A 24,256-nucleotide genomic window follows, 5' to 3' on the forward strand; every position below is an offset into this window, starting at 1 on the left:
ATCTATTATTTCTTTAATAGGGTAACAATGTACTCCCATTCACTTTTAGTTATGGGCATGACAGAAAGACGGCTGCCCTTTTGGGTTAGTCGCATATCAGCCAGCTCAGGGTGTTGTTTTAATTCTGCTAGTGTCACTATGGATGACCAGTGTTCAACAAACTCTACATCCACCATGAACCAACGTGGTTTTTCTGGCGTTGATTTAACATCGTAATAGGCGCTATTTTTGTCCCAGCTGGTATGGTCTGGGTAAGCGTTTTTACAGACTTTGGCTGTTCCAACAATGCCAGCAGGGTTACAGCTAGAGTGATAAAAAAATATCAAATCACCTTCGTTCATTTCTTTCATGAAATTTCGAGCTTGGTAATTCCTTACGCCATCCCAAGGTGAACGCTTTAATCTTTTTAAATCATTGATTGAAAACGCATCTGGTTCTGATTTCATTAACCAGTAATTTTGCATGGATACCTCGTTTGCACAATGAAACATACTATATGTTCACGCTTACAGTTATTCTAACTACAATAAGAAGGTGATGCTATAATTTGACGTTTTTTTGAATAGGTCTAAATGTATTTCAAAGTCGTTAAGGCCTTGTAATGGAAGAAAAAAATGAGCCACTTTGCGTGTAAAGCGTTTTCAGCGTTGGAAAAAGAACTCAAGGATGACTTGCTCGAGTGCTATGTGGAAGCACAACAAGAAATTGAAGAAGCCGTAAATAGTATTGAAGATGACGGCTTTTCATTTGATAAATTAGACAAACTTTTTCGCTCATTACATAGCATGAAAGGCAACTGCTCCGTTTGCTTTCTTGATCCACTGGTTGGTGTTTTGCATAAACTAGAAGAGATCGTTGATGGTATGCGTGGTGGGTACATTCAATATCACCCTAATTTAGGTGAGTTGATTATTGTTGTTATTGAAAAAGTCTATGACTTGCTTCAGCAAATTTATCAGTCTCATGTTGCCGAAGTTGCAGTTCGTGATCAGTTGCAACAAGGTCTGGATTCTATTTATGCTGAAGAAGAGGATAGCAAGCGACCAGAAATGGCGGCCGCCTTGCTTATACAATGTAGCCGTGTTGTGGAAGAGGTAAAAGAAGAGCCAGCAGCCACTTCGGTAATTGTTAAAGTTGACTACAGTGAAGTGCAAAAAAATGATATTGATTTGTTTGTAGGATTTAGTCAAAAGCTTAACCGCTTGTTGGGTTATTCATCAGAGCGTGGCGAGCGAATTCTCAAACTGTGTCAATTAATTAATGTTGAATGCAAAATGTCAGTCGATCCAGCTCAACTGAGTGCCGCAGCTTACATGCATAACATGGGCATGGCGCTTATTCTGAATTGTAAGGAAGATGAAGATGCAAGGCGTCAAGCAGAGCTTAACCATCCGTTAGTTGGCGCTAAATTGCTTTCTAAGCATGAAGGTTGGGAGGAGGCTGTCGACATGGTCAAAGCGCACAAGGAACGTTTTGATGGTACTGGCTTTCCAGAAGGTTTGGTCGGCTCCTTGATACCACAAGGTGCCTTTATCCTATCCATGGCTGTTATGTTTATCGACTGTGTTTGGGGCAAATCTGGTAGCGATTATAACAAAAGCGCTATGCGCGCAGTGCAAATGGTGAATTTTGAAAGCGGTAAAGGTTTCCCGCCACACCTTATTGAATCCTTTAACGCCGCCATTCGAAAAGTGCTTGTTGCTAAAAGCAAATAGTAAAAGAAGCTAGCGCCACCCAAGCGACCCTTGGTAGCATGACGCTCTTTTTAAAAAGATAAGCCCTCTGTTTTATGAATGACAATTTGTTACCGCTCGTTTTTCACCCTCATTACAGTATCCCGTTTCCAGCAGGGCATCGTTTTCCTATGCGTAAGTTTGGCTTACTGGCTGAATCTTTAAGAGAGCAAGGAATTTTAACGGCGGAGAATGAATATACCCCTGAACCATTGTCACTTACCTTACTAATGTCGGCCCATGATAAAGAATATGTACAACGTTTCATTCGTGGCGAGTTGAGTAAACAAGAAGAAAAAGAAATCGGTTTGCCTTGGTCTGAATGGTTAGTCGAGCGAACCCTTCGTGCCGTATCTGGTACCATACTTACCAGCGAGCTTGCGCTTCAACATGGCTTGGCGTGTCATCTTGCTGGTGGTACGCATCATGCACACCCTTCCAATGGCGCTGGGTTCTGTATCTTTAACGATCTAGCAGTCGCAGCATCCGCTATGATCGAGTCGAGTAAGGCAAAGAAAGTACTTATATTGGATTGCGATGTACACCAAGGTGATGGCACTGTCGCCTTTTTTAAAGACAGAGCTGATATTATTCCTGTCTCGTGGCATTGCGAAGAAAATTATCCGCAAAACAAGCAAACTGCAGGCATCAACATCGCCATTCCCAAAGGCGCGAATGACCAAGAATACTTATCTATTCTACAGAGCACCTTGCCAGCGATACTTACTGAGCATCAGCCAGACTTTATTTTCTACGACGCGGGCGTCGACGTTCATCAAGATGACCGACTTGGCTACGTTAACCTAACTGACCAAGGCATATTGGAAAGAGATAAATACGTCATCGAAACTTGCGTAGCGTTCAACCTTCCTACCGCCTGCGTCATTGGTGGAGGTTACGATAGACAAGAGGAAAAAGTCGCGTGGCGACATAGCTTGCTGCATCAAGCTGCGAATTTGGTTTGGAAGAAATATGTTTTGTAGGTATTTTTTAGGAGTTCTTAGCTTTTTTTGTCAAGCACATGAGGTTTGCAGGTTGGCTCTCCATTGTGATTGAAAAATTCAGAGGGCTGATTTAGGACTTTCAGTTTCCATGATAGGATTTTCGCCACCATTCTAATGTTAATACTCAATGATGACCCTTTAAGATTCTCGGGAACATATATATTTAGTGTTCGAAATGCAGTATCAAAAGATTTCCATGTTAATTCTGGATTGTGAAAATAAAACAAAATGAATGAGACGTTTGGGTGAAAGCCCGATGAAGCGAATTTTTGCTTTCCTTTAAACTGAAGTTTTTGGGCGCTAGCAAAAAGTTACCTGCTCAGCAGAGCGGAAAAAAGCTGCCGCTAAGAGTCATTGAGAGGAAGCAAATATACTTTAAAAAACCAAAGAAATAACCCTTCCCTTGGAAGACATAAGGGGAGGGAATAAAGAAGGTTTTGCAGTTAAAAAGGACAGGCCGCGACAAACGCGACCCAAGCGTTTGTGAACGGGTGTCTAAACTCTAGCCGATAGGCGTGCAACAATAACCTAGGGTCGTTCTGAAACGCTGGGTCGTAGAATTCATCGCCAATAATCGAGTGTCCGAGGCTTTGCATGTGGACACGAAGTTGATGAGAGCGACCAGTAAAAGGCACGAGTCGAACACGGGTAGTGTTGTCTTCGTAAGCCATTTTTTCCCAGTAGGTGATGGAGTCTTTACTCCATTCGTCGGTGCAGATGATTTGTCTTGGCCGATTGGGCCAGTCGCAGCGCAATGGCTTTCGCACTTCGCCTTTGTCACCCAAAAGATGACCGCGCAGCAAGGCGCGGTATTCTTTTTTGACTTCTCTTTCACGAAAATGCGCGTACATTCGTTTTTGGCATTCGTGGGTTTTCGCCACAAGGATTAGACCTGAGGTGGCTTCGTCCAAACGATGTATAGCAAAGGCTTCACCAAATAAACATTCTGCTCGATACAAAATAGAATCGAGCTTATCTGGGCCGCGACCGGGCACAGATAAGCTGTTAGCAGGTTTGTTTATGACGGCAAACCAGTCGTCTTCGTACAATATCTCTAAGCGAGATAGTTCAAAACTCGGCATAGCATCCTGCATAGGATGTTATTCCGGCTTAGTTGTTAAGATGATACGAATTGCATCCAAGCGGATTTGGTGCTCGTCGATACGGGTCAAACCTTCTTGCATGTTGGTTTCAAGACGTTCTATGTCTTCATCACGAATGGTGTCGTTGAAGGCTTTCAGTTCCACTAAACGTTCGATTTCATTTTGGCAACGATGTTGGTAAGACGTTTTTGCAGCGTGAACAATCGGACGGGCTTGGTCTTGAGCATTCAACTGGTGCGCTTGCAGTACTTCAATAAGGTTTTTGCGCAAGGCGGCAACCCATTGTTCTGCGACTCGGTTTGGTACGCCTTTAAGTTTTTCTGCCCACTTGTCCGCTGTAAATTGCTGATGTAAGAATTTACTGTTGGAGTCAGACAATTGCCACATTGGTGTCATTGGTAGAGATTGTGCCAATTTCAAGCGTGGGTGAGCTGTTGCTTCAATGACGAACATACTTTCTACCAATACTGTGCCTTCGGGCAGCGCAGCGATTGGCAAAATAGCTGAGGTTAGCTTGCCAGAGTCAAAACCTTGAACTTCGTCCATTAGCATGGTTATTAGCGGGTGCTCCCAGGTTGCGAACGCCACGTCTTCACGCTGGCTAGCTTGACGGCGATCAAGCATGAGCATTTTACCTTCTTCTTCTATGCCTGGCAGTGCTTCGAGCATCATGTCGGTAGAAGGACGCAAGAACCAAGCGGCTCTATCTGGGTCATCATTGATACAATCTGCGTAGATATTGAACGCGTGAGTAACTTGCTCAATATAATGGTGCAGACCTTTTGTCGCTTGGTTGTTAATCTGATCGATTAACGCATGGGCTTGCTCTGGGCGGCATGAACTCATTTCTAGCAAGCGATTTCGGCCTTCTTCCATTTGCTTTAATAGGGCTTCATGGTAAATGTTGGCTTCTTTAAGCAGATCTGTGTCGTCGTCTTGTCCGTGCAAATAGGCATGCAGGCTGTCACCAAAGGCTTCTTCAACTTTATCACCAGACCCTGTGGTGCGGCAGAATGCATTCAGAGCGTGGTGATACCAGTGGAATAAACGTTCTTGTACACTTTCTTTGATGTAAGGTACATGTATTTGCACGTCGTCTAGTTGCCCTAGGCGATCAAGGCGACCAATACGCTGTTCAAGTAAGTCTGGGTGTTCAGGTAGATCGTACATGACAATGTGATGGCTGAATTGGAAATTACGTCCTTCACTGCCGATTTCTGAACACACCAAAATTTGTGCGCCATCATCGTCTGCGAAATACGCTGCAGCACGATCACGGTGAATCAGTGGCATTTGTTCATGGAAATCCGCACTTTGGAAGCCGGCGAAAGTCAGCTGATCATTTAGCCATTGTGCCATGTCTGCACTATGGCAAATGACAAGAACCTTGTCTGCTTGGCATTCTAAGAACTCTTTTAGCCAAACCCAACGCGGATCTTTTTCCCATAGGCCATCGGCGACTTCGGTTTCTGGTTGTACGTGACGATTCGCAGATTCGAAATACTCATTATTATCCAATGGGTAAGGATGTAGGTAACGATCGGGAAAGCCGCCCACTGCAGCGCGTGTATTGCGGAACATTTCGCGCCCCGTTCCGTGGCGGTCGATCAGCCAACTAATGGCTTCTTTTGCCGCCTCGGTTTGTTCTGCTCCCGATTTTGTGGTGAGTGCTTGGAACCATTCTTTGGCACTGACTTCTGTTAGATAGGCGCCAAATTCCACATTCCAATCAAGCGCTTCTGGTGAGCCGTTTTCTTGGCTGAAGGGTAATAAGGTTTCTGCCAATTCTGCTGCTTGCTTAAAGGCTTGCTGTTGTACTTGGTAGTGCTCGAAGTCATGATAATGATCGGCATCCAACAGCTGTAAGCGGGAGAAATGCTCACGCTCGCCAGTTTGTTCTGGTGTCGCGCTTAATAGTAATAAGGATTCTGTTTTCGCAGCTAAACGTGCTACGACTTGATAGCCTATGCTTGGTGTTTCAGGGTGCCAAGCAAGGTGATGAGCTTCGTCGACTATCACCATATCCCATTCGGCATCCAACATATGTTGAGTGGCTTTGGGGTGTTGGCTTGCCCAATCGATTGGCGAGATGACGAATGGTTGCTGTTCGAATGGGTTGTCGTCGCCTTCCGTGAAATCTTCGTACACAGATTCGTTAATCAGTGAGAATGGCTGGTGGAAGCGGCGCAGCATTTCAACCAGCCACTGATGTTGTAGGTTAGTTGGCGTTAAAATGAGTACGCGTTTGCAAAGGCCGTTTAATAAGCGTTGATGTAAGATCAGGCCTGCTTCTAGGGTTTTACCCATCCCCACTTCGTCACACAATAGAGCGCGTGCTTTCGGGCGATTAGCAATGTCATGGGCGAGATAAATTTGGTGTGGTAGAAGTTCTGCTTTTAAGCCCATTAGGCCACGTACTGTCGATGCAGCATTCGCAGCTTGGTGTTCAAGCGTATGGCGACGCAAGTCAAACCACATACGACGAGCTGGTGACAGGGCTAATAAAGAATCTAGCTCGTTTTTGTCGTTGCGAGGAAATTGAATGATGGATTCTTCTAACCAATCATCATCTTCGCTGATACGGTATTCGATTAAGTCATCAATTTCTTCCACTTCTAATACGGTGAAGGTTTCATCTTGGAAGTGCAGTTGATCGCCGACAGTTAAAGTGCGTCGAACAAGACTGGTCTGGTCATTTGAGTATTGACGATCCGCTTCCGCATCAGGGAAGTGCAAGGTAAAAGACTTGTTTTGTGTGTCTACTATCATGCCTACGCCGAGATCTGGCTCGTTGCGGCTACTCCATCTTTGTCCAGTTTGGTACATAGTTATTGGTTGTCCGGTTTAATTAAAGTTAAGCTGCCTTGGCACAAATCCGTCAAGACGGTTTTATGTTCAGGCCAAGTACGTTCAATAACAGCAAGGTCTATGACTATGTTGTCACTGTATGTTTTGTTGGTTATTTCTATATCGCTCTGTTCTAGCCAATATTCAACCTTTCCCAGTAAAGGGTAGGCGATTTTTAGCTGAACGGGGCTGCGTGGATACACATTTTCATATTCTGTTTGCGACAGTGCTTCTTGCACGGCTTGGCTATAGGCTCTGACTAAGCCGCCTGCTCCAAGTTTTACACCGCCAAAAAAGCGTGTCACGACCACCGTTGTTTCACCAAAATCTGAATGTTGTAACACATTCAACATGGGTTTTCCTGCGGTTCCTTTGGGCTCGCCATCGTCACTTTGATCCCATAAATGGGCATTGTTCGGCATACCTGCGATAAATGCCCAACAGTGATGGTTTGCATCAGGGTAGCGCTGGCGCATTTCTTCAATAAAAGCCTTTGCTGCATCACGGCCGTTTGTGCGGCAAACAGTGGTAATGAACTGACTATTTTTTATTTCTAGATCAAAGCGTTGCGTGTGTGTTGGGCTTAGGTAGTAATCCATGTAAACTTATTGAAACCTTAGTGCGACGGCTTTATGCGCCAATGCCGTATTAAAACAGACATTTTAAATAGCGAGTTTAAATTTATATGACAGATTGGCTTTCGCAATCAGTTTGGGTGTTATCGGGCTTTTGTATCGGCGCGATTCTACTATCTGGCATTGCTGGTGGTATTGTACAGGCTATGCGTCGTCAGTGGCAGCACACACAAGAAAAAATGCAGCATCAAAATGAGGAATTGCTGCGTCTTTTAGAGCATTCGAAAGATCAGATTCATTATTTGGAAAAAGAGTCACTGACTTTAGAGCAACAATTTGCTGCCGCGCAAAGTGTTTGGCAGGAAAAAGAAGCCTTTTATCGCGAGCAAAAAAAGCAAAACGAAACAGAATTCAAGCAAATGGCCCATGAAATCATGAGTCAGCAAGGTCAACAATTGGCAAAAGAAAATGAGCGCCAATTAGGCTCTTTGTTAACGCCACTTGGATCACAAATCCAGAAGTTTCAAGAAAGTGTAGAGAAGAGTTATCAAGAAGAAGCGCGTGAGCGTTTTTCTTTGGTGAAAGAAATCAAAGGTCTTCAGCTACTGAATCAGAAAATTAGTGACGATGCGGTGAGTTTGACTCATGCCTTGAAAGGTCAAAATAAGCTACAAGGTGGTTGGGGTGAAGTGATTTTGGAGCGTATTTTAGAGCGATCAGGTCTGGAAAAAGGTCGTGAATACGAAACGCAAGCATCTTATCAAACCGAAGAAGGTAGACGTTTACAGCCAGATGTGGTGATTCATCTTCCTGAAGGTAAGCAAATTATCGTTGATTCGAAAATGGTGTTGATCAGTTATTTGGCTTACATGGAGGCTGAAACTGATGAAGATCGAAATAGAGCGTTAAAGCAGCATTTAGATGCGGTTCGACGTCATATGAAAGAGCTGAGCGCTAAGACTTATCATGACTTGCCTGGTGTCACGTCACTGGATTTTGTGTTGCTGTTTATTCCTATCGAGGCAGCGTTTGGATTGGCATTACAGGGCGACAACGGTTTATTTAGTGAAGCTTTTGAACACAATATTATTATCGTCGGACCGTCAAATTTGTTGGCGACCTTACGAACTATTCAAAATATTTGGCGCAACGAGAAACAGAGTCAAAATGCCATTGAGATCGCTCGTCAGGCTGGTGCTATGTACGATAAGTTTTCGGGCTTTGTTCAGGATATGGATGACATAGGAAGTAAGTTAGAAGCCGTGAATCGTACTCATGATGCCGCTTTGAAGAAGTTAACAGCAGGGCGTGGTAATTTGGTTGCTAGGGCGGAGAAATTGAAAATGATGGGCGCGAAAACAAGCAAAGCATTGCCAGTGGAGTATCTCAACGACGATACTCTTACTGACAAGTCTGGTGATTAGTTTTCTCTATTGTGCAGGGAAAGCCCAAAGTACGGTGGCTTTGTTGATATAGCTTGTTGTTTGTAATTCCTGCAGTATTCTTGCTGTTAGTTGCGCTAGGTCCGTACCTTCTGGAGTGTTGGCTGAATTGGCAATGATTTCTAAATCAAGTTTGTTATTTAAATAGTGCAGACGAGAGTTAGGTATATCCACATAGCCTGAGTGCTGGCGTAGTAAAAAGCCCAAATCTGCCAATATTTGATGGCGTGCTGGCAGTTTTAAATGTGGCGGCTTTCCTGATTTGTGGGTAAAACTGTCAGTTTGAATGGTTTCGTCAGTATCAACGTGTACCATGACATCTTCCACTTGAGAGTGTGCTTGTTTAATAGTGTAAGCTACTAAATCTCCAAGGTAATGGCCTTCGCTGACGCTGGCATGGCTCGGTACATGGATGTGCATATCTAGATAAATTTTTCCCGCCATAGAGCGAGCTCGAACATCATGAGGTGCCATGATGTGTTTTAGGCTGTTGGCGGTGTCTTTGATTTGCGCAATGAGCTTTGGATCGGGGGCTGTGTCTACCAGTTCTGCTAGGTTTTCCCATACCATGCTAATAGCCATTTTGCCGATTAACAAAGCAACAACAATAGAGGCCACCATATCGGCCCAGCCATAACCGAAGTAAACCCCAACTAAGCCAATTAGCACCGCAACAGAGGAAAGTGCATCGCTGCGGCTGTGCCATGCATTGGCAATCAACATTTTGCTGCCAATTTTGTCGCCCGCTTTTTTGGTGTAATGAAAGATAGCTTCTTTGACAACGATGGTTGTCACTAAAGCCGCAAGTCCGTACCAAGTTAATTGAGCTTGTGATTGCTCTGCACTGAGAGCTTTGTAGCCGATGCCCAAGGCAACAACAATAAGAACCATACCAAGAAAAACAGTCGTTAGGGTTTCAAAACGAAGGTGGCCGTAAGGGTGGTTTTCGTCTGGTCCTTGGCGTGAATTAGCAGACGCAAAATAGACAAAGACATCGGTGACTAAGTCGGATAATGAGTGAATACCATCTGCTATCAAAGCTTGGGATTGAGAAAAATATCCGGCTACTATTTTGGCTAAACCTAGTAGGGCGTCCCAAACGGCTCCGACGAGTGTGACTCTTATCGCTATATCTTGTTCTTGCTTCTGCTTTGTCATGAGGTATTTTGACCTGTTATGGTTTTTAATACGAAGGCCACTTAACATAATTCATCTTACTCAATTTATCTTAAGTTTCTATAAATAGGTTGAGTTCAATTAGGAATTAATGCTGGCGTTAAGTGATATTTTTGTTGAATTTCACTTTGCTAATTAGGGTAGATTATATCTGTTCAAATTGGTGCATTTTGAATCTTTGTAGCAAGAGTGCCTTGTTACCTAGCTTACCCAATGTTCTCCCCAAGCTTATCCACGATATCTGTGGAAAAGGTTGGGGAGTTAAGAAAAGATGGGCTGTTAATTGATTTCAAACCATAGGCAGTAAGAGGCGAAAAACTCTCTCATAGTTAATGACATTAGTGCAAAATTTGCGTCCATGTCTGATAGGCCGCCACCTTGAGAATCGTTGAAAGCCGCTTCTTTTAATGCATCATCAAATTTGATTTTGCGCAATGTTAGATCGTCATGCAGCACAAAGCTTAGTTTGTCTGTCCAGCGAAGGCCAAGGTTTTTCACTGCCATGCCTTGTAGTAAATGGCGGGTCACGTCTTCTGATAGAGGCTCTAGAGACTTGAAGCGAATTGTTGCTTTGTCTTCAGAGGCATCTTGGATTTCGCATTCATCACCTGTTTCTAGGCTGGCTGGCACTTCATTTTTTACTAACCAATCTGTCATTAATGAAGACGGTGAAACCTGTGCTTGTAATGGCGTCATAGGGAAGCTGCCAAGTGTCGTTTGCAGGTGCTTAAACAATGACTCTGTCATACTGGCATTCGTGCTGTTGAGAACTAGAATTTGAGCTTGTAAATCAATGTATGCCCAGATGTCTGTGCGCTTTGAAAAGGCTTTTGGGCGGAGTGTGAAAACCAATTCGTCTTTCATGTCGGACTTTTCTTTACGACCCACTTTGCGACCTTCGATAAGCTCGATTTCAGCTACTTTGGCTTCTAGCTCTTCGCGTACAACAGCAGATGGTAAGACTTTTTCCTCTTTGCCTGCGCGGAACAATAAACAGCGATCACTGGCTAGGCTCCATTGTTCACTATTACGAATTAAAGGAAGCCAGCCGAAAGAGAACTCTTCCTGAGAGCCACATTCTTTTAGCGGGAACTCAGGAATCTTGTCAATCAACTCATTAGTATCTAGTGATTCGGTATCTTTTAATTGGAATATCTGGGCGTTTTTGAACCACATAATTAGTCTCTCACGGCTTCTTTAAAGTGTTTTCGGCAAACGGACAAGTAACGGTCGTTGCCGCCTATTTCTACTTGAGCGCCTTCTTTTACGGGGATTCCTTGTGCATTGGGTCGAATGACCATAGTCGCTTTGCTGCCACAGTAACACACGGTTTTTAATTCTATTAGTTTATCTGACCAAGCGAGTAATGCTTTGCTGCCTTCGAATAGCTCACCTTGGAAGTCTGTTCGAATACCAAATGCCAAAACAGGAATATGCAACTTATCAACAACATCAGAAAGGTCGAATACCTGCTCTTTGGTTAAAAATTGCGCTTCGTCAATCAATATACAGTTTAAGGGTTTTGACTGATCATCATCTTTGATTAATGTGATGAGGTCATTATTATTATCAAACAAACTGGCTGTTGCTGATATGCCAATTCTAGAGGTAATTTGCCCTGTTTCAAATCGGTCGTCTATCATGCTGTAAGGAGTAAAACTCGCATACCTCGCTCTTGGTAGTTATGAGCGGACTGCAGTAGAACAGTGGATTTTCCAGCGTTCATTGCCGAGTAGTAAAAGTACAGTTTGGCCATATTAAATCTGTTCGGTAGCTTGCTAATTCATTTGGCTGGTGAGTATAGCAAATCACCATCATGAATGGCCTTATTTTTTGGATCTTGTGTTTTTGGGCGTCGCTAAGCTTTTGTTAATTTGTTGTGTTAACCACTCGGCGCGTTTTAACCCATTTATCTCGCAGAGTTTATCTAGTTTGTCGATCATTTCTTGCTCTATGATGAGTTCTAAGCGTTTTAGCCCCTGTGCTTTTTCTTTTTCGCGTTGTGCTCGTTTATTAATCTTGAGTTGATCTTTGCGAGTGAGAGGTTGGGTGCGAGGACGGCCAGGGGATTTACCAAATAGGTCGATTGTGTTCCGGTCAGATGACGCTTTTGCCATGGTGTAATGTTCGTATAGTGGGTTAAGGATTTTAGATGACGCATAAATAAAGAACGAAAAACAGTGTAATACTATTTTTCGTTCTTTATGCTTTGTCGTTTAGTTTTGTGCTGTTTTTTGCTCTGCTTGCTTCTCTGCCATTTGATTGGTGGCAATAAAGTCTAATAGGATCTCAGAGGCTTCTTTGGCATAAGTGTCTTCTTCTACGGGTTTAATATCCTCAACCGATGTAAGTAGTTCGAGCCCTAGTGCTTTGCGACGAGTGTTCTCTCGTTCTAGCTCACTTTTTTTGTTGTCTTCTTTTTGTTGTATGCGAGTGCTTTCTTTTAGAGAAATGGTTTTATAGGTCTCAGCTTGTTTTTTAAATTCTTCTATTTGCCCATTAATCGCAATGAAATTTGGGTCTTTAGCCATTCTTGCTTCATGACGCGGTTCTAAAATAGGTAAGTAAGCAGGCATATTCCAGTATATCGGGTAGCGCGTTTCATGGATTTTATCCCAAGGTAAAGGGTTATCTAATGCGCTTTCCCCGATTGCGTCTTTATCGACCAATGATGGGAAGGCAATATCTGGCATCACACCTTTGTGTTGGGTGCTTTCACCAGAGACACGATAAAATTTTGCTTGAGTAACCTTCAGTTGTCCTTTGTCCATGTCTTGTAATACTTGAACAGTGCCTTTGCCAAAGGTTTGGTCGCCAAGAATCAGAGCGCGCCCGTAGTCTTGTAAAGCACCAGCTACGATTTCAGAAGCAGATGCGCTCATACGGTTTACCAAAACAGCCATAGGGCCGCTGTAAACAATAGCAGGATCTGAATCACCTAATGGTGTGACACGTCCACTTTGATCGCGGATTTGTACGGTTGGACCAGATGGAATAAACAATCCAGCTAAGGCATTGGCTTCTTGTAGAGAACCGCCACCATTGTTTCTTAGATCAAGAATAAGCGCTGAAATATCTTCTTTGCGTAATTCCTCGATGAGATTTTTAGTGTCGCGAGTAGAGCTTTTGTAGTTTTTATCGCCCGCTTGGATGGCCGCGAAGTCTGAATAAAAAGTTGGTAGAGTAATAACGCCAACTTTGTATTTTTCGCCATCACGTTCTACTTCAACAATTTCTTTTTTAGCTGATTGATCTTCTAGCTTCACTTTTTTTCGCACAATACTAATGCGCTTGCTTGTCTGGGTGTCACCTTTGCTTGGCGTGACTTCTAATATTACTGTGGTGTCTCGTTCACCACGGATCATGTCGACAACATCATCAAGGCGCATACCGACGACATCGATCATAGGTTCGCCTTCTTGGCCTACTGCGATAATACGATCATTAGGTGATAGCTCACTTTGAGTTGCTGCTGGTCCGCCAGGAACCAAACGTACAACTTTGGTGTAGTCGTCATCCATTTGCAGAACCGCACCTATGCCTTCTAGAGATAAGCTCATGTTAATGTTAAAGGCTTCTGAGGCGCGCGGTGCAAAGTAATTGGTATGAGGGTCAAGCGCTGCGGTGATTGAATTGGCGAAAGTTTGAAATACATCAACGGCGTTAGTTTGGTCGACGCGTTTAATTTGATTTTTATAGCGGCGTTCAAGTGTAGATAGGATTTTCTCTTCACTTTCACCGTTTAACTTCATGGTTAGCGCTCGGTTTTTTAATCGTTTGCGCCAGTAGTCATCCAGTTCTGTCTCAGTTGTCGCCCATTTTAGGGTGTCTGGATCTGCATTAAGAGACTCATCGATTGTATAGTCGAAGCCTTTGATCATCTCCGGCAACTGGTCTTGAAGGCTTACAAGTCGTTTTTCTAAACGCTCAAGGTAAAGGTTGTAAATTGTGTATGCGACCGTCGTGTCACCATTTCTTAAGGCATCGTCAAAGCTATCTTTGTATTGAGATAGTTTGTCTATATCACTTTTTAGGAAAAAACTTTTGCTTGGGTCTAGGGAATCAATATAGTAATCGAAAGCTTTTTCGGAAATAGCATCATCAATCTGAGGTCTGTTATAATGAATGCCTTCAAGCATCTCAACGAGCTCTTTTGATACTTTGTCATATTCATGAGGAGGCTGTAGCTCCTGATAAGCAGACGCAGGTGTTGAGGCAAAGGTATAGCCTGTTAAAAGGCAAAGCAAAAGGCGTTTATAGTTCATCCGATAAGGGCTCTCTCTGTCTATTTTATACGTCATTGGTAAAATCATATTAGACACTGGGCTGTAAGGCTAGCCAAAGTGTTAAAAAGTCACTTTTTTAAAGCATTTTGCTTAATAGGACATTATGGAATTTTCAAATTTTAACGACTCTTTACTGTCATTTCTTCAGTCTTCTCCGACTCCTTTTCATGCTACTGCTAGTATGCGTCATGCTCTACTGGCAGAAGGCTTTACTGAATTATTAGAAGAAGATGATTGGGTGGTAGAAGAGGGCGGGAAGTATTTTGTTACGCGCAATGAATCTTCTTTGATCGCCTTTACAACGCCTCAGCTCAATTTGAGTCAAAGTGGTTGGCGTATGATTGGGGCTCATACGGACAGCCCTTGTTTGAAATTGAAGCCTAATGCGCAAGTTGATCGCTTTGGTTATCACCAGTTGGGGGTTGAAGTATACGGCGGTGTTTTGCTCCATACTTGGTTAGATCGAGATTTATCCATTGCAGGTCGTATTACGCTGAAAACAAAAAATGGCGATATTATAAGCCGTCTAGTGGATTTTAAAGACCCAATCGCTGTGGTACCTAACTTAGCGATCCATTTGAATCCTCAAGCCAATGAAGGCTTTTCTGTTAATCCGCAAGAAGAGATTTTACCCATTTTATGCGGTGCAGAAAACGAGTTTGATCTGCATGAGTTGTTAAAGTCCCAGCTTGAAAAGCAATATGCTGATCTGTCTATTGATATGGTTCTTGATTTTGAGTTGAGCTTGTACGATACACAGCCAGCTGCTCTCGTTGGTTTGCATAAAGAGTATATATGTTCAGCGCGTTTAGATAATTTGTTAAGTTGCTTTGTTGGTTTACGTGCTTTGTTGGAGTCCGATCAACAACGTCCTAGCTTGCTTATTTGCACTGACCATGAAGAGATTGGTAGTTTGTCTGCTTGCGGTGCAAATGGCCCATTTTTAGAGGATGTATTGCGTCGCCTAACCCCGAATCCAGAGCAATATGTTCAGACGATACAGCGGTCTATGTTGGTTTCAGCTGATAATGCTCATGCTTTGCATCCAAATTACGCTCATAAGCACGATAAGAACCATGCACCTTCTATTAATAAAGGTGCGGTGATTAAAGTAAATGCTAATCAGCGCTATGCAACAAATAGCGAAACAGCCAGTGTGTATCGCGATATTGCTGCTGAAGAGAATTATGAGGTTCAGTGTTTTGTTGTGCGTAGCGATATGTCTTGTGGTAGTACGATAGGGCCAATTACATCAGGTGAAATTGGTGTGCCAACAATTGATATCGGTTTACCTACTTTTGGCATGCACTCTATTCGTGAGTTGGCTGGTAGTCGTGATGCATTCGGTTTGTTTAAAGTGCTGGCTCGTTTCACCAAACGAGAAAAACTGATTGCTCGCTAAGTTAAAATGATTGGTTGAGTGGAAAGCGAAAAAAGCCGTAAAACGATGTTTTGCGGCTTTTTCATTGGGCAATGTTCAACGTTAAATTAGTTTTTTGCGACTAACCATTTGTCGAGTTCTTTGATTTTGTCTTCTGTAAGGTCGCCAGTTACCTCTAACAGGTTTAGCTTTTTCACTACGAAGTTGTATCGATATTGCTCGTATGTGTTCTGTGCGTTATATAGATTAGATTGAGCATCCAGTAATTCAACTAAGTTGCGGGTACCTACATCGTAACCCGCTTTAGTCGCTTCTAAAGCACTTGTGCGAGATCGAATGAGTTGCTGCTGAGCATCGATCTGAGCAACTGCCGTTTGTAGGTCTAGATATAGACTTCGAATATTAAGTTCGATTGCCTGCAATGAACTTGCTCTTTGTTCGGTCGCTGACTCAGCTTGTGCTGTTGCTTGTCTAACAGAAGCGTTAATCGCTCCACCACTGTACAACGGAATGGTAACGCCTAACGCAATGGAAGAGGTATTAGTCGCACCATCAGTTAAGGATGAAGTGCTAACGCTGTAGTCATTGTCAGTGCGAGACAGGGACCCTGTAATAGCCACGGTTGGAGTGCGTCCGTTGGCTTTCTGGATGTTAATGTTATTCTCTGCACTTTCAACTGAGTAATTGAGTATTTGTAGCTCTTTATTATCCATACGTGCTTTGGCAATTAAGGTGTCTACCGTCATATTTGGATCTAGACGTATAGGATAGTTTTTAGCCAGCTGAGGGATGTTATTAATTACTTGACCAGTTCTTTGGTATAAAGTTTTTTGCGCATAAGATACGCTGGATCGTGCGCTTAATTCAGTCACGCGTACTGAGTCATATTCTGCTTGGGCATCTTGTAAATCGGTGATAGAAGCCAAACCAACTTCATATTGTTTTTTGGCACGATCTAACTGGCTTGCGGTACTCTTTACTAAAGCTTCCGTTGTTTGCAGAGTAGACTGGGCTATTAGTAGGTTAAAATATTCAGTTAGAGTGGTTAGTGCTAAGTCTTCTTCGGAGTTATTAAAGCTAACGCCTGCACTTTCTGAACTGATTTCTACTGCATCTACAGCATAGTTGAGCGCTGGAGAGTAAATTGGGTAGCTTAAATCCAGTGATAATGTATTTGAATTGTTGTCGTATTCAATAGAGGGGGCATCAACATTACTGTAGCCTAAGCTGCCACTAAAACTAAGGCTAGGATATAAGTTGCCTTTGGTAACGGTTACGCCTTCTTTTTGCGCTTGGTATGTCGCTGCGGCAGCTCGTAAACCTGGGTCATGTTGTTTAGCAAGTTTGTATACTTCGTAGATGCTTTCAGCATGGGCAGCTGTACTACTTAGAACGGCTGCAGCGATGAGTGATGGTATAATATGCTTTTTCATAGATCTCTGTGGGCTCGTAGTATGAAATATAGTTATAATAGTACCTTAAGTTTTTCGCTTTCGGCAGTGCCATTCTTGCTATATCTATTATGACTATTGACCATATCATAACGAAATATTTTAAATAGAGTTTGAATGTGAAAAATTAATGCAAGCGGAGCTGTTTTTTTAATCAATGTTTTTCACATTCCTTCTATTTTAGTTTTTTACATCTACTTTATAAGTAATCGTTTTTTGCGAGTTTGCTTTTATTTCCCCTGAAATTATTAAGCTATTCGCATTTATTGGAACCACATCACTACCTTCTAATACTTCCACAACGCCATTAGTACTTTGTTCAATTGAATACTGTTGAGGCGTATTTGAGTGATTTTCAATAGTTGCTTTCCAGACTTGAGTGCTAGGTAGTTTTTGTGATGAGGCACTGACCAAGGTTAAATAACCAGTGATATCTTGGCTTTTATTTGTCATAACGCTAACTGATCGACCTTCACGATTCGTGTCTAAGTGCATCGTATTTCCTGGAATAAGAAGGTCTCCTCTTTTCCAAAATGTCTTGTATTCGCCAGGAAGACCATTTTTGCGTAATGAAAAACTGACGTTGTTATAGAAGTTTAAGCTGATTTTTCCAGAGTTGCTGCCATAAGTATAAAGCTTTGCTTTCTGTGTTTGCTTATCAATTGTACTCTTGCTACTAGGTAAAGGGATTAAGGTATTTGAATATGGCGCGATGGACAAAATAGCCCCACCTAGGGAATAGCTTACTTCATTATCTTGATAGTTTACGTCAGCTCTATCTGTGCTCATCGCAAGCGAACTGCGCTCAGCTTTATAGAGGCGAGGTGCGCTGCTTCGGGAATAATGTAGCAGGCTATTTTGTATTTCAATGGTAGAGCTTGAGTTGTTGTGGATAAGTGCTTGCTGGGAAATGGAAACATTATCACCATCAAAGATCAAACTTAGTTGTGGCGTCCACGAAAGCTCATTAGTTTGATAGCTTACTTTGTAAGGCGTCGCTTTATTTGTGTCTGTTTTATCCTTAGTTTTGGTATCTACTGAGTTGGAATTCTCCAGTGGAATTAAGTAAAAATCGTCCATGGGCAATGTCATAGAAAATTCTTTATTACTAAGTACAAAAGAACGTGTGTTTTGTTCGATTTTGGCTAGAGTGCCTGTATAATTTAGTTCTCTTTGTTTGTGCTCTACTCTTACTTTTTGATTTATTAAATCAAACCAGTTGGCATTAACGTCGTTTTCTAGGTGAGTGATAGGCGCGAAATTGTCTTGGAGAGGTAGCAGTGATCCTGAGTTCGGATGAAGGCTGAGCTGCTTGCTGGTTTCCACAATCTGACTATTGTCTAAGCCGATAACAGCGTTTAAAGGTGAGGCAAAAGCGTTGTGAGTCGTTGCTCCTAAAAGAATGCTAAGGCAAAAATAGACGGGTTGTTTGTTCATAACAGAATCCTTTTGGTTATAACGGTAGTCAGGTTGTCGTGATGAATCTTTACCCATGTTACCCTATTAAATTCAAGTAAACGTCAAACAATGCAGCAAAAATAAGGGTTTGGAGTGGATAAAAAATTACTAATTGTTGACGGATTGAACTTGATCCGGCGTCTTTATGCCGCACTAGAGTCAGAGAAAGATCCCACTCGCCGTATTGAGCGGACTCAAAGTATAGCCGTTGAAGCTTTAGCGAAACTCACTCACCAATTTTCTCCCTCTTACGCTGTTGTTGTATTTGACTCAAATGGCAAAACATGGCGTCACCAAGTTTACCCAGAATATAAACTAGGTAGAGTTCCAATGGACGACGCCTTACTTGACTCTTTGCCAAGCTTTGCAAAAGTATTTCGTTTCAATCATTTACCCTGTTTGAGGATTGATGGTTGGGAAGCCGATGACCTTATTGCGACGTTAGCAGTAAAGGCAGCGAGTATAAATGTTAAGTCTTATATTATTTCAACAGACAAAGGTTTTACCCAGCTACTGGGGGATGATCGAATCCTTCAATATGATTATTTTGCTAAATTAGGCTATGACAAGATCTGGGTGCCTGGAAAATATGGTGTTGAGCCTGAACAGCTAATAGATTATTGGGCTTTAGTGGGAGATACCACCAATCGTATCCCTGGTGTTAAAGGAATTGGTCCGAAAACGGCCTTAGGTATCATCGGTTCGTTTCCTACAATCGAAGAGATTTATGCAAACTTACCGTTTTTTTCAGAGCGTATTCAGTCAATGTTGGCGGGAGGGTATGAGCAGTGCTTATTGTCTCGCTCATTAGTTGCTTTGAAAACAGATGTGGAAATAGGGGTTCGACTTTCGCAGCTTAGGTATATAGAAAGTAAAGTTGAGTGAATATCAAACTTCTTAAGTAGAAAAGTTCAGTTTAACCCCTTACTCATATCTTATGAGACGCTTATAATAGCGGCATTTCAGGCAACTAATAAAAGAGATTTTTATGTCAGAGGTAAGAACACGTATTGCACCGTCTCCAACGGGTGATCCACATGTAGGTACAGCTTATATTGCGCTATTTAATATGGCCTTCGCACGCAAAATGGGCGGTAAGTTCATTTTACGTATTGAAGATACTGACCAAACTCGTAGTACACCAGAATCAGAAAAAATGATTTTAGATGCGCTACGTTGGTTAGGTCTAGATTGGGCAGAAGGACCTGATGTAGGTGGTGAATATGGTCCCTATCGTCAAAGTGAAAGGGGCGATATTTATGGGCAATACGCTCAAGAGTTGATCAATAAGGGCCATGCTTTCTATGCATTTGAAACAACTGAAGAATTGGATCAAATGCGTCATGAGCAAAAAGAGCAAGGCTTGCCACAAAAGTATGATGGTCGTGCACTTAACCTGACACCAGAAGAAATACAGGCAAAATTAGATGCTGGTATTCCTTATGTGATTCGTATGAAAATACCTGAAGAGGGTACATGTGTTGTTCAGGATATGCTTCGAGGCACAATTGAAATTGATTGGGCTCAAGTGGATATGCAGGTATTGTTAAAAGCAGACGGCATGCCGACTTACCATTTGGCAAATGTGGTTGATGATCATCTAATGAAAATTACCCACGTTATCCGTGGTGAAGAATGGATCAACTCAGCGCCTAAGCATATTTTGTTATACCAATACTTTGGTTGGGATATGCCGACTTTATGTCATATGCCTTTGTTACGTAACCCTGATAAATCTAAGTTATCAAAACGTAAAAACCCAACGAGTATTTTATATTATCAGCGTATGGGGTACATGTCAGAAGCGGTAATAAACTACTTGGGCCGCATGGGCTGGTCTATGCCTGATGAGCGTGAAAAATTCTCGTTAGACGAAATGATCGAGCACTTTGATATTCAGCGTGTTTCTTTGGGTGGTCCAGTTTTTGATGTTGAAAAATTGAGCTGGCTAAATGGTATGTGGATTCGTGAGAATTTAACACCTGAAACCTTTGCTCAAAAATATGTTGAATGGGCGCTTAACCCCGAATATTTGATGAAGATTCTGCCGCTAGTGATTCCGCGTGTTGAAACTTTCTCGGATGTTGCTGATGTAGCTGGCTTTTTCTTAAAAGGTATGTTGCCAATTACCAAAGAAGATTTCTCTTCAATTAAGATGGAAGAAGAAATGCTGCGTAAGGCAATGCAGTTCGCTTTATGGCGTTTGGAAGCATTGAGCAAATGGGAAAAAGATGAAATCTTTAATGAAATGAAAACTTTGGCTCAAGCTATGGAGGTTAAGCCGAAAGATTTCTTTGCGCCATTATTTGTTGCTATCTCTGGAACAACCGCGTCTGTTTCTGTTTTCGATTCAATGGCGATTCTAGGTTCTGATATCTCACGTGCTCGTATGCGTACAGCAGTGAATGCTCTAGGTGGTCCTTCTAAGAAAGAAGCGAAACGTTGGGAAAAAGAATTTGCTGACCTATAGTTATATCTAGGGGCAGTGTTCTTTTTACTAACGAAAAATGACCAAAAAAAACCGACTGTCAAAGTCGGTTTTTTTATATCGCTAGTTTTATTGTTTAGATTAACGAGTAGTGAACATGCTCGTTTTGTTATCTAAGCTGCTAACCTGGCTGTGAATGTCACGGGTATTACCTTCAATGCTATTAATATAACTATTATCACGTTGAAGTTGCTGCGCAATTGTGTCCATTTCTTCACTCATGTGTACCGCCGTTTTCGCAACTTCTTGGATGGAGCGAGCCATATCAATGGAAGAGGCTGAGCTTGTTTGAGCATTGCGCTCGATTTCACGAATAGCCAATTCTGCTTTTTCACTGAACTCTTCAATCGAATGCAAGCTTTCTTGACCGCTGTGCATTGTCTCGATTGCCGTTTGTGTTGATGACTGAATTGTACTGACAATATCTGTGATTTTAGCGGTGGCATCGACTGTCTTTTCAGCAAGTGAGCGCACCTCATCGGCAACGACTGAGAATCCACGACCTGCTTCACCGGCACGTGCAGCTTCAATCGCAGCGTTTAGTGCAAGAAGGTTTGTTTGGTTTGCCAAGTCATTGATCATGCCGATAACGTTATCGATATCTTTAGATAATTGACCAAGCTCGTTTAGTTGCTCACTTGTTTTATTAACGACACTAATAGTGCTTGAAAGATTTGACAGAGCACCTTTAATTGTTTCAGCGCCAACTTTAGCAGACTCGTAAGTATGTTGGGATTGGCTACTTAGGTCTTCAGTTGTGCTCGAAATACTAGATATAGTGGTGGATATTTCTTCGGTTGCTGCGGCAAGCGAATTTGTTTGTTCACTCACTGAGCGGTTGCTTTGTGCGATATTGGTAACAGAAGTATTCAGTTCAGTTACCATATTATTGACGCCTTGAGTGGTATCAACAACTTCACCAATAACTGACCCTAATCCTGTTGTCATTTCGTTTACAGAGCTACATAAAGAGTCAAACTCATCATTACGCTTTTGGTTTACATGTAAACGAGCGGTTAAATCACCACTTTTAACCTTACCTAGATCTTTAATGATTTGGTTGAGTGTACTTTTTACACTACGACCAATCCCCATCATCATAAGGGCAGCAATAATAGCAACAACAATACTAACAATGATGACGCTGATACTAGCTTGTTGTGAGCTTGTTGAAGCTTGTTGGCGAGCATCTAAAACCGCTTTTTGCATGTAATCAACAGCTGTTAGACGAGTTTGAGCAAAGTTTGCTTTGCTTTCTACAAACTGTGACTGTAAATCTGTTAATTCTTGATTCTCTTTGTCAAAATTTTCAACGGCTGAAAAGTACTGATTAATAATGTCACCGAAACGTTCTTCAAGGCCAAAGTTCGTCACGCGTTTGTAGAATTTTTCGTAACGCTCCATGAACGCGGCTTTATTTTCTGCGATTGGCTCAAAAATAAAGTTCTTCTCGGCTTCACGAACGGGTAGGAATTCTTGTTTAACTAGGCTTAGAAAAGAAATTTCTTCTGTGACTTTTTCGCCTAATTGTGAAATTTCGCCTTTTAGCCCCGAGGAACCATTAAAGCCTACTTTTTGTCTTTGATTGACGAGTAACTTCAGGTTATCGCTATAGTTTGCTAATGAAGAAGTAATGTTACTTATATTATTCTTTGCTTCTGGATCTTGAAGTAGATTCATATCTCCTTCAAGTGTCATCATGAAGTTTTCATGGTTAGCATTTAATGCCTCCAAAAAGCCTTCATAAGTACTATTATCAATGCCAGATAGTGTCTCGTATTCTTCCATCAATGTAATGGCTAGAGAGGCTAGGTCTTTATCCACTGTGGTGAGACGGTCAAATTTTGAAGATGAGGTTTCTTGAACATTCAATCCTTGTAAAGCAACGGCAGTCACAACAACGAATCCAAGAATAGCCGCAATCAATAATGAGAGTAACTTGGTACGAAAACTAAGGTTTGCCAACATATTATATCCTGCACTTTTTATTATAGGTGGAACGAATAGACGTGGATGAGTGTCATTGGCATCTCAACCTTCATAATTCAGTCTATTAAAGCATTACAAATGTTTACTTAAGCATTCTATTTCTACTATGACCTTATTTGCAATTAATTGACATAAAAATATGGATTTATCTTGTGCGGGAGCGCTGTATTTCGTTAATTTTTTTATGGCGGCGGGTTAAAGGTATGTATGAGCTAAAAATCGTGTGGGCTTAGCCATATTTTAATTTTTTGGTCCCCAAGATAACTGATTTTTCCGGAGTAGCGGGCAATCCCGCTGGAGCTGAATTCAAATTTGTAGGATCTTTTTATTTTCACTCTTCCATGATGCCAAGTGGGTTTCCATTCATCGCCGCCAACACTATCCTCAAGTAGTTGTAGGTTCAGTGATTCACAGTGTTTTTTGGCACTTATTAGTGCCTGTTCTCGTATGGATGTGTTTCTCCACCAAGAGTAAATAACAGCAGCAATTAAAAGCAGAATAATAATGTCAGAAAGTTGTAAGTTCATGTGCGCCAACTAAATCTTAATAGGTTTTTAACATCATAACGAATAGTGGCTAGAAAAAAATAGTTTCTGAAAAGAAATTCGTGGCTACCTCCAAGCAGGAGAGAAAGGAGAGGTAGCCACGGTCTTCACGCTATTTAGAGCAAGTCGTAAAATTATCTCACTGATTAAAACTAAATTTGGGCATTCGGGGCAGCGAATGTGTGGGTAAACCAAATTTGAGTCGTTAGTTTCAATCAAATGGCCAGTCAGGCGATAATTTAGGCGGCTTCTACAGCTCTCTCTGCGTAAAGTTGGATAACCCACTGCTCAATACGCTGATCAGTGAGTTCAAACTGTTGATCTTCATCGATCGCCAAACCGATGAAGAATTTTTTACTTTCAATACAGGCTCTAGAGGCCTCAAATTCATAACCTTCTGTAGACCATTGCCCAATAAAGGTAGCATTTGTTGGTAATAGTTTTTCATACAACCAGCCTACGGCATCGATGAAGTAATCGCCGTAACCAAACTGATCGCCAAGTCCATATAGCGCTATAACGGTATCTTCAAGGGCAAGTTCAGCTAAGCTGTCTCCAATGTCTTCCCAGTCGGATTGAATGCCGCCAAAATCCCAAGTTGGGATACCTAAAATGAGCATGGAATATTCTTCTAGTAAGCCAAGCTCAATATCCTTGATGTTAAATATATCTACTTGCTCGCCAAGTTCTTCCCACTGTTTGGCAATCTTATGGCCAACTTCTTCGGTATTGTTTGTATCTGTGCCGTAAATAAGGGCAATTGTTGATTTAGCCATGT

19 protein-coding genes and 1 pseudogene are annotated in these 24,256 nt (G+C 42.1%); 6 read left to right on the plus strand and 14 right to left on the minus strand.

The genetic code is table 11. The annotated features are described in order from the left end of the window. Positions 1–5: 5 nt before the first annotated feature. On the minus strand, positions 6–464 hold the full coding sequence (locus DFP80_RS05305; protein WP_113915778.1) for an EVE domain-containing protein: 459 nt from the start codon (positions 462–464) through the stop codon (positions 6–8). 150 nt (positions 465–614) lie between these two features. Between DFP80_RS05305 and DFP80_RS05310 the strand changes: the two genes are divergently transcribed. After that, positions 615–1,715 carry an HD domain-containing phosphohydrolase gene (locus DFP80_RS05310; protein WP_113915779.1) on the plus strand — a complete coding sequence of 367 codons (1,101 nt, stop codon included), beginning with the start codon at positions 615–617 and terminating at the stop codon, positions 1,713–1,715. 74 nt (positions 1,716–1,789) lie between these two features. Beyond that, entirely contained in the window at positions 1,790–2,716 is a 927-nt protein-coding gene (locus DFP80_RS05315; protein WP_113915780.1) for a histone deacetylase family protein, read from the plus strand. A 464-nt stretch (positions 2,717–3,180) separates the two neighbouring features. Here DFP80_RS05315 and DFP80_RS05325 read toward each other — a convergent pair whose 3' ends face one another. From DFP80_RS05325 to DFP80_RS05335, 3 genes are read right to left on the minus strand one after another with little or no spacing between them, the layout of a single operon-like run. Further along, positions 3,181–3,831 carry an RluA family pseudouridine synthase gene (locus DFP80_RS05325; protein WP_241560197.1) on the minus strand — a complete coding sequence of 217 codons (651 nt, stop codon included), beginning with the start codon at positions 3,829–3,831 and terminating at the stop codon, positions 3,181–3,183. A 6-nt stretch (positions 3,832–3,837) separates the two neighbouring features. Further along, entirely contained in the window at positions 3,838–6,666 is a 2,829-nt protein-coding gene (gene rapA, locus DFP80_RS05330; protein WP_113915782.1) for an RNA polymerase-associated protein RapA, read from the minus strand. A 2-nt stretch (positions 6,667–6,668) separates the two neighbouring features. Then, on the minus strand, positions 6,669–7,286 hold the full coding sequence (locus tag DFP80_RS05335) for a YigZ family protein (protein ID WP_113915783.1): 618 nt from the start codon (positions 7,284–7,286) through the stop codon (positions 6,669–6,671). Between the two features lie 86 nt (positions 7,287–7,372). On the opposite strand from DFP80_RS05335, the gene DFP80_RS05340 reads away from it, so the two are divergent. Beyond that, positions 7,373–8,686, plus strand: coding sequence for a DNA recombination protein RmuC (locus DFP80_RS05340; RefSeq protein WP_113915784.1), 1,314 nt, complete (start codon positions 7,373–7,375; stop codon positions 8,684–8,686). A 6-nt stretch (positions 8,687–8,692) separates the two neighbouring features. Here DFP80_RS05340 and DFP80_RS05345 read toward each other — a convergent pair whose 3' ends face one another. The 5 genes and pseudogenes from DFP80_RS05345 to DFP80_RS05365 all read right to left on the minus strand — a co-directional run bounded on the left by DFP80_RS05345 (position 8,693) and on the right by DFP80_RS05365 (position 14,181). After that, on the minus strand, positions 8,693–9,862 hold the full coding sequence (locus tag DFP80_RS05345; RefSeq protein ID WP_113916042.1) for a cation diffusion facilitator family transporter: 1,170 nt from the start codon (positions 9,860–9,862) through the stop codon (positions 8,693–8,695). A gap of 297 nt (positions 9,863–10,159) precedes the next feature. After that, a complete protein-coding gene (locus DFP80_RS05350; RefSeq protein WP_113915785.1) occupies positions 10,160–11,056 on the minus strand; it encodes a recombination-associated protein RdgC in 897 nt (298 codons plus the stop codon). A 2-nt stretch (positions 11,057–11,058) separates the two neighbouring features. Then, positions 11,059–11,636: pseudogene (locus tag DFP80_RS05355) on the minus strand (thymidine kinase). A 70-nt stretch (positions 11,637–11,706) separates the two neighbouring features. Beyond that, the gene (gene ybfE, locus DFP80_RS05360) at positions 11,707–11,997 is read right to left on the minus strand and encodes a LexA regulated protein (RefSeq protein ID WP_113915786.1); all 291 of its coding nucleotides are present in this window, start codon (positions 11,995–11,997) and stop codon (positions 11,707–11,709) included. A 99-nt stretch (positions 11,998–12,096) separates the two neighbouring features. Continuing rightward, positions 12,097–14,181 (minus strand): carboxy terminal-processing peptidase, encoded by a 2,085-nt coding sequence (locus tag DFP80_RS05365; protein WP_241560199.1) that lies wholly within the window; start codon positions 14,179–14,181, stop codon positions 12,097–12,099. Positions 14,182–14,269: 88 nt separating this feature from the next. On the opposite strand from DFP80_RS05365, the gene DFP80_RS05370 reads away from it, so the two are divergent. Next, positions 14,270–15,568 (plus strand): M18 family aminopeptidase, encoded by a 1,299-nt coding sequence (locus DFP80_RS05370; protein WP_113915788.1) that lies wholly within the window; start codon positions 14,270–14,272, stop codon positions 15,566–15,568. Between the two features lie 86 nt (positions 15,569–15,654). On the opposite strand, the gene DFP80_RS05375 is transcribed toward DFP80_RS05370, so the two are convergent. Both DFP80_RS05375 and DFP80_RS05380 read right to left on the minus strand, forming a co-directional pair. Beyond that, complete coding sequence (locus tag DFP80_RS05375; protein WP_113915789.1) at positions 15,655–16,980, minus strand: TolC family outer membrane protein; 1,326 nt, start codon at positions 16,978–16,980, stop codon at positions 15,655–15,657. Positions 16,981–17,178: 198 nt separating this feature from the next. Then, the gene (locus tag DFP80_RS05380; protein ID WP_113915790.1) at positions 17,179–18,435 is read right to left on the minus strand and encodes a hypothetical protein; all 1,257 of its coding nucleotides are present in this window, start codon (positions 18,433–18,435) and stop codon (positions 17,179–17,181) included. A gap of 114 nt (positions 18,436–18,549) precedes the next feature. Here DFP80_RS05380 and xni point away from each other — a divergent pair, with 114 nt between their 5' ends. Then, positions 18,550–19,341 carry a flap endonuclease Xni gene (gene xni / locus DFP80_RS05385; protein WP_113915791.1) on the plus strand — a complete coding sequence of 264 codons (792 nt, stop codon included), beginning with the start codon at positions 18,550–18,552 and terminating at the stop codon, positions 19,339–19,341. A gap of 103 nt (positions 19,342–19,444) precedes the next feature. Then, positions 19,445–20,926 carry a glutamate--tRNA ligase gene (gene gltX, locus DFP80_RS05390; RefSeq protein WP_113915792.1) on the plus strand — a complete coding sequence of 494 codons (1,482 nt, stop codon included), beginning with the start codon at positions 19,445–19,447 and terminating at the stop codon, positions 20,924–20,926. A 99-nt stretch (positions 20,927–21,025) separates the two neighbouring features. Here gltX and DFP80_RS05395 read toward each other — a convergent pair whose 3' ends face one another. From DFP80_RS05395 to DFP80_RS05405, 3 genes are all read right to left on the minus strand, one after another. Then, on the minus strand, positions 21,026–22,912 hold the full coding sequence (locus DFP80_RS05395; protein ID WP_113915793.1) for a methyl-accepting chemotaxis protein: 1,887 nt from the start codon (positions 22,910–22,912) through the stop codon (positions 21,026–21,028). A gap of 233 nt (positions 22,913–23,145) precedes the next feature. Beyond that, positions 23,146–23,460: a DUF3301 domain-containing protein gene (locus DFP80_RS05400; RefSeq protein WP_113915794.1), complete on the minus strand. Its 315-nt coding sequence runs from the start codon at positions 23,458–23,460 to the stop codon at positions 23,146–23,148. A gap of 257 nt (positions 23,461–23,717) precedes the next feature. Then, positions 23,718–24,254 (minus strand): flavodoxin, encoded by a 537-nt coding sequence (locus DFP80_RS05405; protein ID WP_113915795.1) that lies wholly within the window; start codon positions 24,252–24,254, stop codon positions 23,718–23,720. Positions 24,255–24,256 lie beyond the last annotated feature (2 nt).

Origin of the sequence: Marinomonas rhizomae, assembly GCF_003315485.1 — a bacterium.
Lineage (GTDB): Bacteria > Pseudomonadota > Gammaproteobacteria > Pseudomonadales > Marinomonadaceae > Marinomonas > Marinomonas rhizomae.

What these genes read in the sequence shown, in the direction of transcription:
- DFP80_RS05305 (WP_113915778.1), bottom strand. Translation starts at nt 464, where the DNA reads ATGCAAAATTACTGGTTAATGAAATCAGAACCAGATGCGTTTTCAATC.
- DFP80_RS05310 (WP_113915779.1), top strand. Translation starts at nt 615, where the DNA reads ATGAGCCACTTTGCGTGTAAAGCGTTTTCAGCGTTGGAAAAAGAACTC.
- DFP80_RS05315 (WP_113915780.1), top strand. Translation starts at nt 1,790, where the DNA reads ATGAATGACAATTTGTTACCGCTCGTTTTTCACCCTCATTACAGTATC.
- DFP80_RS05325 (WP_241560197.1), bottom strand. Translation starts at nt 3,831, where the DNA reads ATGCAGGATGCTATGCCGAGTTTTGAACTATCTCGCTTAGAGATATTG.
- rapA (WP_113915782.1), bottom strand. Translation starts at nt 6,666, where the DNA reads ATGTACCAAACTGGACAAAGATGGAGTAGCCGCAACGAGCCAGATCTC.
- DFP80_RS05335 (WP_113915783.1), bottom strand. Translation starts at nt 7,286, where the DNA reads ATGGATTACTACCTAAGCCCAACACACACGCAACGCTTTGATCTAGAA.
- DFP80_RS05340 (WP_113915784.1), top strand. Translation starts at nt 7,373, where the DNA reads ATGACAGATTGGCTTTCGCAATCAGTTTGGGTGTTATCGGGCTTTTGT.
- DFP80_RS05345 (WP_113916042.1), bottom strand. Translation starts at nt 9,862, where the DNA reads ATGACAAAGCAGAAGCAAGAACAAGATATAGCGATAAGAGTCACACTC.
- DFP80_RS05350 (WP_113915785.1), bottom strand. Translation starts at nt 11,056, where the DNA reads ATGTGGTTCAAAAACGCCCAGATATTCCAATTAAAAGATACCGAATCA.
- ybfE (WP_113915786.1), bottom strand. Translation starts at nt 11,997, where the DNA reads ATGGCAAAAGCGTCATCTGACCGGAACACAATCGACCTATTTGGTAAA.
- DFP80_RS05365 (WP_241560199.1), bottom strand. Translation starts at nt 14,181, where the DNA reads ATGACGTATAAAATAGACAGAGAGAGCCCTTATCGGATGAACTATAAA.
- DFP80_RS05370 (WP_113915788.1), top strand. Translation starts at nt 14,270, where the DNA reads ATGGAATTTTCAAATTTTAACGACTCTTTACTGTCATTTCTTCAGTCT.
- DFP80_RS05375 (WP_113915789.1), bottom strand. Translation starts at nt 16,980, where the DNA reads ATGAAAAAGCATATTATACCATCACTCATCGCTGCAGCCGTTCTAAGT.
- DFP80_RS05380 (WP_113915790.1), bottom strand. Translation starts at nt 18,435, where the DNA reads ATGAACAAACAACCCGTCTATTTTTGCCTTAGCATTCTTTTAGGAGCA.
- gltX (WP_113915792.1), top strand. Translation starts at nt 19,445, where the DNA reads ATGTCAGAGGTAAGAACACGTATTGCACCGTCTCCAACGGGTGATCCA.
- DFP80_RS05395 (WP_113915793.1), bottom strand. Translation starts at nt 22,912, where the DNA reads ATGTTGGCAAACCTTAGTTTTCGTACCAAGTTACTCTCATTATTGATT.
- DFP80_RS05400 (WP_113915794.1), bottom strand. Translation starts at nt 23,460, where the DNA reads ATGAACTTACAACTTTCTGACATTATTATTCTGCTTTTAATTGCTGCT.
- DFP80_RS05405 (WP_113915795.1), bottom strand. Translation starts at nt 24,254, where the DNA reads ATGGCTAAATCAACAATTGCCCTTATTTACGGCACAGATACAAACAAT.